The sequence below is a fragment of the Flavobacterium sp. 38-13 genome, assembly GCF_001899155.1.
Lineage (GTDB): Bacteria > Bacteroidota > Bacteroidia > Flavobacteriales > Flavobacteriaceae > Flavobacterium > Flavobacterium lindanitolerans.
This window is the reverse complement of the sequence record NZ_MKVG01000002.1, coordinates 63009-75580: the sequence shown is the minus strand read 5'-3', so window position 1 is coordinate 75580 and position 12572 is coordinate 63009. Positions and strand designations below refer to the sequence as shown.

The window sequence follows — 12572 nt, the reverse complement described above, 5'->3', positions numbered from 1 at the left end:
GGTTTAGAAAAAACGGCTATGCCAGCTTTCACGTGCTGGTACTTCCCAATATTCGTGCCATTCTCCAATAGTGTTAACGAGATTATTGAAAACAATTGTGTTTGCAGAAACGGCCTTTTCCTTGGCCATTTTTTTAAATTCGATTAATGGTTTGTGGGCAATGTGTTCACCAAGTTTGAATGTAACATTCATCTTGTCCAATAAATCGACATTGTATTTTTTCTCCAGTTCCTGTATAAACTGTACGGAACTATCTATAGAACAACCTGTTGCAGATTGCACTTCCTGATTTACGGCTAAAATGATAAATCTGTTGTATTGCAGCAAATAAGATGCTTCAAGACCCGTTCCGTGGGCCGCCCAATTTTCAACAAATGCTTTAAGGTCTGATTCAATTTCAGCCATTTCATCATCTGTGAATTTTCTATTGGATTGGTATATCCAGATTCTTGATTCATCTGGCATATTTTCAAAAGGAATGTACATGGTTGTTATATTTTTTTAATGCCCTGGATTACTTTGTAGTATCTGAAATCCTTGGCTTTTGCATCATAAAATTCTTGTTCCCAGTATTGTACGGAAACTTTGTCATTTTTCTTGAGTTTATTTTCTATGAAGAGATTAGAGTCTTCAAAGAATGTCAATACCAAAAAAGTATGGTTCCTGCCAGAATTATCCTTAACAATTACGGTAAGGAATTGCTCCGGTTTTATTTCTATAATCTTTCCTTCAAGGGTAAGAGCCGGTATTTCTTCTATTTCTTCTCCGGATTCCGATTCCATATCGGCAAACATCATCAATACATCCGGACAAACACTTGCCATTTTAATCCCCACATCACCCCCTAATTTTTCCATAGCTCCTTCTGCTTCCATAACATTGCCGTATTTGGCAGTTACTTCCTTTTCATGGCTGGAAAAACTTGAAATAATACACAGTCCTAATTGCATTTGTACCTTTTCCGAAGCTGCATCTTTCAGCATATCCTTTTTTTCGTTAGCACAGGAACAAACTTCTTTTGTTATCACATCAAGAATATCCTGGCTTTTAGCGTTCAAACAGAATAATGACAGTACAAATACAAATAATGATTTTTTCATGAGGGAATTAATTTCTTCAGTTTATAGCTTCTTACAGGTCTCTGGCATTTGCTATCAATTCTGCAACATCCATCACTTTTATTTCGGCTTCTTTCTCTTTGTTTTTTACACCGTCGGTAAGCATTGTATTGCAAAACGGACAACCTGCAGCAATAATCTGAGGAGCTGTTTCCAGAGCATCTTCTGTACGCTCTATATTTACTTCTTTATTTCCAGGTTCTGCATCTTTGAACATTTGCGCGCCACCGGCACCACAACATAGTCCGTTTGCTCTTGAGCGTTTCATTTCGACAAGCTCAACATCCAGCTTTTGGATTAGTTCTCTTGGTGCTTCATAAATTTTATTAGCCCTACCAAGATAGCAAGGGTCATGGAAAGTAATTCTTTTTCCTTTGAACTGACCACCTTCAATAGTAAGTCTGCCTTCATCCAAAAGAGATTTTAAGAACTGGGTATGGTGTACAACTTCATAAGTGCCGCCCAATTCCGGATATTCATTCTTTAACGTATTGAAACAATGCGGGCAAGCCGTTACTATCTTTTTTGCCTCATAAGCATTCAGTACTTCAATGTTCATCATGGCCTGCATCTGGAACAAAAATTCGTTTCCGGCTCTTTTTGCAGGGTCACCTGTACAGCTTTCTTCCGTACCAAGTACTGCAAACGAAACACCTGCCCTGTTCAGAATCCTGACAAAAGCTTTGGTTATTTTTTTTGCTCTATCGTCAAAGCTTCCGGCACAACCTACCCAAAAGAGTACTTCCGGTTGTTTTCCCTGAGCTAACATTTCGGCCATTGTAGGCACTGATAAAACTTCTGACATATTTTATATTGTTTCGTTGTGGGCTAATTCTACCCTGTTATTCGTGTTTTCCGTCATCAAAAACCTGTATGGTTACTTCCTTCTCAACAAGGTCTGTAAATTTTCCACGGTAGCGGGTTGCCTTTACCAAATGATTGTCAATCCAATGGTAGTTTCCACCACGCGGTTTCCCCATAACCATTCCATGATATTTAAATCCGTGAATTTTTAACCATTGTTCCGTAATCTCACGATGGGCTTCGGTTCTTGAGGTAAAAAAGAAAATGATATGTCCTTCGTCATACCATCTGTTCAATGTAGCTAGTGCGTCAGGATAGACGGCTGCCGTTAACATTCTTTCGGGTTGTTCGTTTGGAATATCATCACAAATTGTCCCGTCAATGTCAATAAGGTAGTTTTTAATTCCTTCCGGCAATATCGGGCTAATCTGCTCTCCGTTTTCGGTAGCCGATACCAGGTTTTTATCAATATCTTCTGTCTTCATTGCAATCCTAGTTAATTCATGGAAGATTATTCAAATTTTTTACCTATCAATTTTCATTTTTCCAGTTCAGCCTGTCCTGCTGACTGTACTGCCACGGAGCTCCATTGTTTTCGACATTGGTCATCATAGCATTTAATGACATTGGAGCCGCACTTTGTTCCATTACCAGATAACGTCGCATATCCATAATGATGGATAACGGGCTGATATTAACCGGACATTCTTCAACACAAGCATTACAGCTCGTACATGCCCAAAGTTCTTCCGGAGTAATATAATCGTTCAGTAATGTTTTATTGTCTGCCACAAAAACTCCTTTATTGGCATCGATATTCTTTCCAACTTCTTCCAATCTGTCACGCGTGTCCATCATGATTTTTCTAGGTGACAGCTTTTTGCCTGTAATATTTGCCGGACAGGAAGAAGTACAACGACCACATTCCGTACAGGTATAGGCATTTAGGAGTTGCACCCAGTTTAAATCTTGAACATCGCTTGCTCCAAATTTTGCAGGAGCTGCGTCAGCATCGGCTGCCGGAGCAGCAAACGGGTCTGCGTTTGGGTCCATCATCAATTTAACTTCCTTAGTTACCGATTCCAGATTGTCAAATTTCCCCAGCGGATTCAAATCTGCAAAATAAGTATTTGGGAAAGCCAAAAGAATATGAAGGTGCTTTGAAAAATAAAGGTAGTTCATGAAGATTAAGATACCCGCAATGTGCATCCACCAGAAAACTCTTTCCAAGATAAGAAGCGTTTCTGTGCTTATGCTATTGAATACAGGTGCTACAAACTGGCTGACAGGAAACGACCCAGCCTGAATAAAATGAGGCGCTCCTCTTTGTTGTAATGTAAAATCAGCGGCATTCATCAATAAGAAAAGAGCCATCAATACGATTTCAAAATAAAGGATATAATTGGCATCGCTTTTTGGCCAACCTTTCAAATCGTTATGGATAAATCGCTTAAGTTTGATAATGTTCCTTCTTACCAAAAAAGTAATTACGGCAACCAAAACTAAAATAGCCAGTATTTCAAAAGCCCCTATCAATACATTATAAGCGGTACCCATAAAAGCAAAAACTCTATGCGTTCCGAAAAGTCCATCAATAATAATTTCCAAAAGTTCTATATTGATGATAATGAACCCGACATAAACGATTATATGAAGTATTGCAGCTATTGGGCGTTTGACCATTTTGGACTGCCCTAAAGCCACCCTGGCCATATTGGCCCATCGTTCACCTTTATTATCTGAACGATCAACATCTTGCCCCAGCTTGATGTTACGGATAAGTTTTTTTACGTTTGATATGAAAAATCCAAAACCAACAGCCAGTAAAACCGCAAATAATATATTATCGATATAGCCCATTCTGCTTTCTTAGTTTTTAATAGTATCTTTTACCTTTTTTGTTTCTGTTTTAGGCTCAACATAAGGTGTTGCTTTTTTTCCGAAAACAGAGAAATGTACGTAACGCTTCGGGTTGTTTTTCAGGTCGGCAAGCAATTGCTTTAGCTCCAATGACGCACCTTCCAGATTGTTATACATTCCTTCATCTTTAAGCAGTTTTCCCAAAGAACCTTTTCCTGACTGTACATCATTAATGATGTTATCAACATTGGCCAGTGATTTCTCCAGTTTTTTCACAGCCTGCCCTAAATTAGCCTGGGCAATTGAATCGGAAAGCTTAGAGAAATTTGTCGATGTATGATCCAGGTTTGTGAAAGTATTATCAATTTTTGACTTATTGTCTGCTATTAATGAATTGACTCCTTTGGCTGCCTGACTGAACTCTTTCATAGTTGCCGCTAATTCCGCAATAGATGCCTGTAGGTTTTGTTGTGTCTTTTTGTCAAAGATATTATTGATATTCACTAAGAGGCTATCAGCAGAAACTACTGTTTTTTCCACTTTTTCTTGCAAAGGCGAAAGCTTATCGCCTATTGAGGAAAGCATGCCCGGTTTTATATCCGTTAAAAGCATCTGTCCGTTTTCTGCTTCTACAGGGTCTTTAAAGTTTGGAATAATAGCAATACTTTTTCCTCCAATAAAACTTGGCTCGTAGATTTTAGCAACGCTTGATTTGGAAATAGGGAAATCGGTTTTCACCTGAAGTTCTACCAATAATTTTCCATTTTCATTTAAGGTAATACTATTGACTTTACCCACGGCCAAACCATTAATAGTTATGGGTGCAGATGGTGCCAATCCTTCTACTTCGTCATACACGGCATAGAATGTCTTGTAATCGTTAAAAAGGTCTCTCCCTTTTAAAAAACTATATCCCCAAATAAATAATAATATTGAGGAAATTACTAAAATAGCGGTCTTGACTTCTCTTGATATTTTCAAAGCTCTGGTGTTTTTAAACAAATTTAATTAAATAATTTCAAACGTTTCTCCAACAAGTTATTTTAATGCTTCCTGGATGCTTACTTTTTTGCCGTTTTTAAAGGCTATGAGGTAGGACGAGGTAAATCCTCTTGATTTGGCTTCCTGTACCAGTTCTTTTGCTTTTTCATAATCACTGGTTTCACCATACATATATTTATAAAGGTTTCCTTCAGAAATCATCGAAATATTTTCCAACCCTTTAAAATTGCTTGGAACCAAATCCAGTTTTGTACCACTTGCAGAAATCTGTACTTTAAACAATACGCCTTTTGAATCTGTTTTAGTTTCAGCAACCGGAGTTTTTGCTTCGGTTTTTTTAGGTTCCGGAGCTTTGGTAACCGGAGTTTTGGCACTGTCTTTCTTTGCCGTAGATGCCATTTCTTTTGGTCTTTCTACTTTTAGCGCTTCTTTATCAATCTTGTTTTCTATAGAAGTCCCTCCGTAATATTCTTTCTTGTAGCCCATAATTGCATCTGCTATGGCTTTGGCAATTTCATTTTGTCCTTCTTCAGAGTTAAGATATTGTCCTTCTGTTTTATTCGATAAAAATCCCATTTCAATCAAAATACTAGGCATTGAAGTTTTATGCAATACCATAAATGGGGCCTGTTTTACTCCTCTGCTCTTACGGCTTAGCTGTTGTGTAAAATTATCCTGAATTTTACTTGCCACAGCAATGCTCTGGTCGAGATGCTCTTCCTGTATTAATGTAATTCCTATAAGAGATTCCGGCGATTTAGGATCATAGCCGGCATATTTTACCTTATAATCTGCTTCCAGGGTGATTACCTCGTTTTCATTTTTCGCTACTTCAAGGTTTGATTTTACCTTTGTAAGACCCATAACGTAAGTCTCTGTTCCGAAAGCTTCAGAATTTGGATTGGAGTTACAGTGAATCGAAACAAATAAATCAGCATTTGCCCTGTTAGCAATATTGGCACGCTCAACAAGTTCTATAAATACATCTGTACTTCTTGTATATACAACATCAACACTAGGCTGTTTGTCAAGTAATCTTCCTACCTTTAAAGCAACAGCAAGTGCTATGTTCTTTTCAACAAAACCATTCTTTACAGCTCCAAAATCTTTCGCACCATGTCCGGCATCAAGAACTACTTTAAATTTATCACCTGATTGACCAAAAGCAGCAAAAGATACAATACAGGTTAATACAGCGAGTGAACGTTTGAATTTATTACAGATGTACATATGTTGCTAAAGTTAATTTTAATAAAAATGCTATGGCTATAATTTTGATATTTCTTTATTTTTGATGAAAAATATATGTAAGTTTGGCACGTCAAAAATTAAGCCATATTTTTACAAAAATAGTATTTAAACCTTTGCGCACAAACTTATTTCATATCGTTTTATCAGCAATTTTCCTAACATTAGGAACTGCAGAAACTTATTCTCAGGAAGGAAAAAACAAATCTACCTCAATAGCTGCTGAAAAACAGCCAAATACAAAAAAAGATTCCGTCTCAGTCAGCTTGTCAGATATTACTAAATCTGCTGACACTACTGCGCAAGATACTATCAAGCCCAAGAAAACTTTCCTGGAAAGCAGGGTAAAGCGTAAGGCTGTTGACTATGAAAAAATGGATCAAAAGAAAAAACAGCTTACTCTTTATAACAAAGCGGAGCTGTATTATCAGGATTTTGAGCTTAAGGCAGGAATAATCGTTATGGATTATGAAAAGAACGAAGTCTATGCCGGAAGAATTAAAGATTCAGCAGGAAATTACACGCAAAGACCTGTTTTTAAACAGGGTACCAATGTTATTGAACCCGATTCCATCCGTTTCAACACCATTACAAAAAAAGCGCTGGTATGGAACTCCAGATCGGCTCAGGGTGAATTGAATATTAAAGGCGAGGTTACAAAAAAAGAAAACGATTCTGTTTATTTCATCAAGAATGCCAGGATAACTACTTCAAAAAATATTGACGATCCGGAATACTACTTTTTAGCCCGAAAACTAAAATTGGTACCCGGCAAAAAGGTTGTGGTTGGACTTACAAATATGGTTATTGCCGATGTTCCAACTCCTTTGGGAATTCCTTTTGCCTTTTTCCCTATGTCTAACAAAGGAACATCAGGTTTGATACTTCCGTCTCCTAACAATACAAACAGGCAGGGTTTTGCATTGCAGAACGGAGGTCTCTATCTTGCCCTTTCTGATAATTATGACCTGGCCATCCTTGGCGATTACTATACTAACGGAAGTTATGCCATGCGTTTTGAATCGAGTTATGCAAAGCGATACAAATTCCGGGGTAACGTAAACGTTCGTTTTGAAAACCAAATCCAAAGTGAGAGAGGTTTTCCAGACTATACCAAGGCTACACAGTACAATATTCAGTGGACACATTCACAAGACGCCAAAGCGAATCCGAATTCCCGATTTTCTGCCTCTGTAAACCTTGGAAGTAGTAAATATTACCAACGATCAATGAACCAGGCTAACGTAGGTTCTGCATTAAACAATACGCTAAGTTCCTCTGTTTCTTACTCCAGAACTTTTAATTCGGTTCCGCAGGTGAATATGTCCGTTACGGCTACACATTCCCAAAATACTCAGACGGAAACTATCAACATGACCCTCCCAACATTTCAGGGAAGTGTGGACAGGATATTTCCTTTTGCTTCTGAAAATGAAAACAAAAGAGGCCTTATTAAAAACCTGAACATTCAATACAACCTGAATGCCCAAAATCAGATTACGACTAAGGATTCGTTGTTTTTCAAACCTCAAATGTTCAGGGATGCACGCGTTGGTTTCCAACATACAATTCCGGTTAACACCAACTTCAAGGTATTTAAGCACTTCAGTGTGTCTGCCGGAGGAACCTATAATGAGGTCTGGTATATGAAAACCATTGAAAAACGATTTAATCCGGTATCACAAAAGGTAGAAAATTTTGACGTTCGCGGTTTTGATGCATTCAGAACCTATAATTTTTCTTCCAGTATTGGTACGACAATTTATGGTACGTTTAATTTCGGTGAAAACAAAAAAATTCAAGCCATCCGTCACGTCATGAGACCTTCGGTTTCTTATAGCTATACACCAAGTTTTGCCAAATATTATGACACCTATGACCCGGACGGAACCGGAACTATGCTAAAAGAATACAGCCGGTTTGAAGGAGGAATTTACGGTGCTCCGGGCAAAAATATTTCGAACAACATCGGATTCAGTTTAAGCAACACTTTTGAAGCAAAGGTGACCGATAAGGACAGTACCAAAACTGAACCTAAAAAGATTATGTTGCTGAACAACCTGAACTTCTCGACTTCCTATGATATGACAGCCGATTCCCTTAAATTGGCCCCATTGCGTGTGAGTGGAGGTACGGCATTGTTCAAGGAAAAAATGAACATTAACTTTGCAGCTACCCTTGACCCTTATGCATTGGATAATGCCAACCGAAGAATCGACAGGTTCAATATTGACAACGGAGGAAGTTTATTTCGACTGTCAAGTGCCAATATTACCATCAATTATTCTTTCTCGAGTACGGATGGAACAAATGAAAATGACAGGTCTGACCCGTTGAAAAATCAGGGATTAAGAAACGGAGGACGTGAGGATGACCTGTTTGGAACTGCAAGAGATTTGGGCGACAACAGACAGAGCCAATTTAATGATGAGGATACTGAAAAAGCAGAAAAAAAGACACGATTCTATCATGCTTTACTTCCGTGGAACATGACTCTGGCCTATTCCCTGACGTATAGTAATTCCAGCCGACAGAATGAAATAACAAACAATTCCGTGATGATTTCCGGAAATGTCGACCTGACACCTCGATGGAAAGTGGGAATATCAACCGGTTATGATTTTGTACAGAAAGGCGTTACGTTTACCCAACTTCGTTTTGAAAGAGATTTATTAAGCTGGAGGATGGATTTTAACTGGATTCCAATTGGAGATTATACTTCATGGGGATTCTTCATCGGAATCAAATCGTCCGTGTTGAGCGACATCAAGTGGGATAAGAGAAGACAACCAGACAGAAGACTACGTTAATTAAAATAATTTATGAAAAAAATAATTTTTACCGAAAAAGCCCCTGCTCCAATAGGGCCATACAATCAGGCTGTAGCATTTGGCAATACACTTTTTACCTCAGGACAGATTGCTATCAATCCGCAAACAGGCGAATTGGTTTTAGAGGATATTGAAACTGAAACCAGGCAAGTAATGGAAAACATGAAAGCTGTTCTGGAGGAAGCAGGAATGACTTTTGAAAACGTAATAAAAACGTCCATTTTCATTATGGACATGAATAATTTTGCAAAAATCAATGGTGTTTACGGAAGTTATTTTGATGAAAAAACAGCTCCTGCAAGAGAAACCGTTCAGGTTGCAGGACTGCCAAAAGGCGTGAATGTTGAAATTTCAATGATTGCTATGAAATAATTTTTGCTATAGATTAGGTAGCTAATAGATTACATCTATTTTTATAATACAAAAAAGCCGACTTCAAATAAGTCGGCTTTTTTGTTATTACAATTTAGTTAATCTTGTGGTATTCTATCAGTCCGTCGATTGGCCTTCTTAAAACATTGCCCAGCCTAAGACCATTTTTATCAAGTACTTGTTTTAGTTCGTCTTTCAGGTAAAAAGCGATTGAACCTACAAAATGAACCGGTACCTCACGGCAATCTTCAAACTGGGTAATGTAATTGTCTACAAAAACCTGCATTGCCTCGAATACCAGCTTCTGTATGAACTCATCATCCTTATGCTGAATAAGAAATTTAGCAAACGTTGCCAAATAAGCATTTGGATTGGCCTGTTTGTATAAATGGTTTTTGATTACATCCGGGTCCAAGTCATATTCTTTTTCGAAAAGAGAAGCCAGGTGTTTCGGCATTTTGCCAAAATAATAGGCACGTATCAAATCCCTTCCAAAACGATTACCACTGCAATCATCCATAGCAATATAACCCAGCGACTGTATTTTTTGGTGAAGCTCTTCCCCGTCAAAATAACTGCAATTAGATCCCGTTCCCAAAATAGATATGATTGCTTTTTCATTAGTTGGATTGGTAGCATAAGCTGCCGCATAAGTATCTTCTTTAACTGATACTTCCGCATGAGGAAAAAATTCCCTAAACGTTTCTGCAAGCGAATTTTTCATACGGTCTGTGCCACATCCGGCTCCATAGAAAAAAAGATGGGTTACGTCCTTTCTGTTATGATAGATATCGAAACGGTCTTCCAGACGTTCAATAACTTCTTTTTTATCCAAAACTTCAGGATTTAATCCTAAAGATTGCGTGGTGAACAACTTATTGCCATTATCATCCAAAGCAATCCAGTCTGCTTTTGTTGACCCACTGTCTACTAATAATTTCATTTATGGTTTGTTAGTTTGTTTAATATTTGCAGAAGCCTAAAAATGGCTTCCTATTATCTTACCTAATTTTATAAATTCTTACACCAAAATCCGGACTGAAAGATTTAAAAAAACTAAAGTAAGGAAAAAATGGTTGGGGAATAGTAGCCCCCGTTTTGAAAATAAAAAAGTCCCGTCAATAGCAAAAATGACGGGACCTTTCAATTATTAATTACAATTGCGCGATATGTACAGATAAATCAATCAGTTTGCTTGAATATCCGTATTCGTTATCATACCAGGAAACAAGCTTAAAGAAGGTCGAATTTAATCCGATTCCGGCTTTAGCATCTACGATAGAGGTACGGGAATCAGAGATAAAATCCTGTGAAACCACGTCATCTTCCGTATAACCAATAATACCTTTATAGTCTGTTTCTGAAGCATTTTTCAATACTTTCATGATATCATCATAAGTTGTTTCTTTTTGAAGTTTTACGGTCAAATCTACTACAGAAACGTCAGCATTTGGAACACGCATGGACATACCTGTCAATTTTCCGTTCAATTCCGGAATAACTTTTCCTACTGCTTTTGCAGCACCGGTAGAAGCCGGAATAATATTTAAAAGAGCTGCTCTTCCGCCACGGAAATCCTTACGTGAAGGGCCGTCAACTGTTAGTTGTGTTGCAGTTGTTGCGTGAACTGTTGTCATTAATCCTTCAACAATCCCGAAATTGTCATTGATTACTTGTGCCAATGGAGCCAAACAGTTTGTTGTACATGAAGCATTGGAAACAATCGTATCTGCTGCTGTGGCTTTAGTGTGGTTTACTCCCATAACAAACATTGGAGCATCTGCAGATGGAGCAGAAATTACAACTTTTTTAGCACCACCTTTGATGTGCTCGTTTGCTTTTTCAAGAGTTGTGAAAATTCCGGTACATTCTGCTACCACATCTACCCCTACTTCATCCCATTTCAATACAGACGGATCTTTTTCTGCAGTTACACGAATCTGTCTGTCATTCACAAAAAGTTTTCCGTCTTTTACTTCAACTTTTCCTGCAAAACGCCCGTGTACAGAATCATATTTTAAAAGGTAAGCCAGGTGTTCAACATCTAACAAATCGTTAATGGCTACTACTTCAACGTTATCTCTATTTATGGTTTCTCTGAAAACGATTCTACCAATTCTTCCGAAACCGTTTATTCCTAATTTTACTTTTGACATTTTTTCTACTTGCTTAGGGCTTCAAGCGGCACGCTTTCTGCCAATTTATATATTTGTTTATTTTACTGTTTTTGATGGGAATTTGCGACCAAATAATTAAGTCGTCATAATGTCTGATACTCTCAACAATTCCCTGTCGATTTGTGAATGGCCTTTGATAGCCTGTTCTAAAGGAGTCAATTCAATCTTGTCATTCAAAAGTCCAACCATATAGTTGCTTTTTCCGTCAAGAATCGATTCAACGGCTTTTACACCTAAACGGCTTGCCAGAACGCGGTCAAAACAGGAAGGTGCACCACCTCGCTGCATGTGTCCTAAAACAGATACGCGAACATCATATTCAGGCATGTTTTCTTCAACATAGTCTTTAAGTTCGAAAACATTCTTACCTATTTTGTCACCTTCTGCGATAACTACAATACTGGAAGATTTTCCTGATAGTTTGCTTTTACGCAACGATTCCAATAGGCGGTCTAGTCCAAGGTCTTCCTCCGGAATTAATATTTCTTCAGCTCCGGCACCAATACCTGCATTCAAGGCAATATGTCCTGCATCACGCCCCATCACCTCTACAAAGAAAAGTCGGTTGTGGGAACTCGCTGTATCTCTGATTTTATCGATAGCTTCTACTACAGTATTCAAAGCCGTGTCATATCCTAATGTATGGGTTGTTCCGAAAATATCATTGTCTATAGTTCCCGGAATTCCGATTATTGGAAAACCATATTCTTTATTGAAAACAAGTCCTCCTGTAAAGCTTCCGTCGCCACCAATGACAACTAAAGCCTCTACTCCGGCAGCCGACAAATTGCTGTGGGCTTTCTTTCTGCCTTCTTCCGTCATGAATTCTTTAGAACGGGCAGACTTTAAAATTGTTCCTCCTTTATTAATGATATTGTTTACGCTTCGAGGTCCCATTTCTTTAAAATCGCCTTCTATCATACCCTGGTATCCTCTGTAGATTCCGATACATTCAATGTTATGATAAGCGCAGGTTCTAACGACCGAACGGATAGCGGCATTCATTCCCGGAGAATCACCTCCAGATGTCAATACGCCGATTTTTTTTATTGTTTTTGACATTTATTTGCTGTTAATACTGTAAAATTAGCAAACAAATATTACTTTAAGAATAGGGTTTTTAATAATTTAGGAAACAATTAGAATTTCAATCGATTTCG

Annotated in this window: 12 protein-coding genes; 2 read left to right on the top strand and 10 right to left on the bottom strand. The window is 38.0% G+C overall.

The annotated features are described in order from the left end of the window. Positions 1–3 precede the first annotated feature (3 nt). Genes BGO88_RS00350 through BGO88_RS00320 form a run of 7 tightly spaced genes read right to left on the bottom strand, consistent with a single transcriptional unit; the run spans position 4 to position 6014 of the window. Positions 4–486, bottom strand: a complete 483-nt coding sequence (locus BGO88_RS00350) for a hypothetical protein (protein WP_056073387.1) — start codon at positions 484–486, stop codon at positions 4–6. A 5-nt stretch (positions 487–491) separates the two neighbouring features. Next, positions 492–1100 (bottom strand): hypothetical protein, encoded by a 609-nt coding sequence (locus tag BGO88_RS00345; protein WP_286705553.1) that lies wholly within the window; start codon positions 1098–1100, stop codon positions 492–494. A 31-nt stretch (positions 1101–1131) separates the two neighbouring features. After that, positions 1132–1923, bottom strand: a complete 792-nt coding sequence (locus BGO88_RS00340) for a (Fe-S)-binding protein (protein ID WP_056073383.1) — start codon at positions 1921–1923, stop codon at positions 1132–1134. Positions 1924–1960: 37 nt separating this feature from the next. Further along, positions 1961–2407 (bottom strand): LNS2 domain-containing protein, encoded by a 447-nt coding sequence (locus BGO88_RS00335; RefSeq protein ID WP_056073381.1) that lies wholly within the window; start codon positions 2405–2407, stop codon positions 1961–1963. 46 nt (positions 2408–2453) lie between these two features. Beyond that, the gene (locus BGO88_RS00330; RefSeq protein ID WP_286705552.1) at positions 2454–3782 is read right to left on the bottom strand and encodes a 4Fe-4S dicluster domain-containing protein; all 1329 of its coding nucleotides are present in this window, start codon (positions 3780–3782) and stop codon (positions 2454–2456) included. A gap of 9 nt (positions 3783–3791) precedes the next feature. After that, the gene (locus BGO88_RS00325) at positions 3792–4763 is read right to left on the bottom strand and encodes an MlaD family protein (protein ID WP_056073769.1); all 972 of its coding nucleotides are present in this window, start codon (positions 4761–4763) and stop codon (positions 3792–3794) included. Between the two features lie 57 nt (positions 4764–4820). Then, positions 4821–6014, bottom strand: a complete 1194-nt coding sequence (locus BGO88_RS00320; protein ID WP_056073376.1) for an N-acetylmuramoyl-L-alanine amidase family protein — start codon at positions 6012–6014, stop codon at positions 4821–4823. Between the two features lie 134 nt (positions 6015–6148). On the opposite strand from BGO88_RS00320, the gene BGO88_RS00315 reads away from it, so the two are divergent. Continuing rightward, a complete protein-coding gene (locus BGO88_RS00315) occupies positions 6149–8842 on the top strand; it encodes a putative LPS assembly protein LptD (RefSeq protein WP_502686496.1) in 2694 nt (897 codons plus the stop codon). Between the two features lie 12 nt (positions 8843–8854). Beyond that, positions 8855–9235 carry a RidA family protein gene (locus tag BGO88_RS00310; RefSeq protein ID WP_056073371.1) on the top strand — a complete coding sequence of 127 codons (381 nt, stop codon included), beginning with the start codon at positions 8855–8857 and terminating at the stop codon, positions 9233–9235. Between the two features lie 94 nt (positions 9236–9329). Here the strand turns inward: BGO88_RS00310 and BGO88_RS00305 are convergent, their stop codons facing one another. From BGO88_RS00305 to pfkA, 3 genes are all read right to left on the bottom strand, one after another. Next, complete coding sequence (locus BGO88_RS00305) at positions 9330–10178, bottom strand: BadF/BadG/BcrA/BcrD ATPase family protein (RefSeq protein WP_056073368.1); 849 nt, start codon at positions 10176–10178, stop codon at positions 9330–9332. Between the two features lie 211 nt (positions 10179–10389). Then, positions 10390–11391, bottom strand: coding sequence for a type I glyceraldehyde-3-phosphate dehydrogenase (gap, locus tag BGO88_RS00300; RefSeq protein ID WP_286705550.1), 1002 nt, complete (start codon positions 11389–11391; stop codon positions 10390–10392). Between the two features lie 96 nt (positions 11392–11487). Then, positions 11488–12474, bottom strand: coding sequence for a 6-phosphofructokinase (pfkA, locus tag BGO88_RS00295; RefSeq protein WP_056073362.1), 987 nt, complete (start codon positions 12472–12474; stop codon positions 11488–11490). Positions 12475–12572: the final 98 nt, after the last annotated feature.